This window comes from Psychrobacter sp. 1U2 (genome assembly GCF_051847575.1).
This window is the reverse complement of the sequence record NZ_JBPYDC010001814.1, coordinates 1-518: the sequence shown is the minus strand read 5'-3', so window position 1 is coordinate 518 and position 518 is coordinate 1. Positions and strand designations below refer to the sequence as shown.

The 518-nt window shown below is 36.1% G+C and carries 1 pseudogene; it reads right to left on the bottom strand.

From position 1 onward, the window contains the following. Window positions 1–176: pseudogene (locus tag ACS8FD_RS24545) on the bottom strand (guanylate kinase); the annotation flags it as partial. Window positions 177–518: the final 342 nt, after the last annotated feature.

Here is a 518-nt window from a genome sequence, read left to right as displayed (position 1 = left end):
AAAACATCGACACTAGTAAAGTGATAATGATGACCGTCAATTTCCCCAGGTCGCGGCTGACGGGTAGTATGAGAGACACTGACAGTCAGATCGTTGGTGGTAGCAAGTAACTGTTTGACCAGTGAGGTCTTGCCAGTACCAGAGGCTGCAGTAATAATAAACAATGAACCTGTCATACAGTGTGTCCTAGTAATAAATGAGTAATCAAATAAGTAAGCAGATAAAGACTGGTAAAAAAAGAAAATGCCATCATGTAAAACGATAGCAAGTACGACTAATAACAATTACGTCTACTTTAATAGTTATAAATTGCTTTTGATATCATCGTATTGATGAGTAATCCTGTCAAAGTTATGACGATTGCGACTATGGTATTTTAGAAGGCAATAAAAGCAAATTATGCTAAAGTAGCGTATTGTTCCACTCTAATTTTTTGAATTCAAGTTTAGAATCTAAATTATCTAATGATAGGCCGTCTTATGCAAATTTATCTTGCCAATCCACGCGGATTTTGTGCT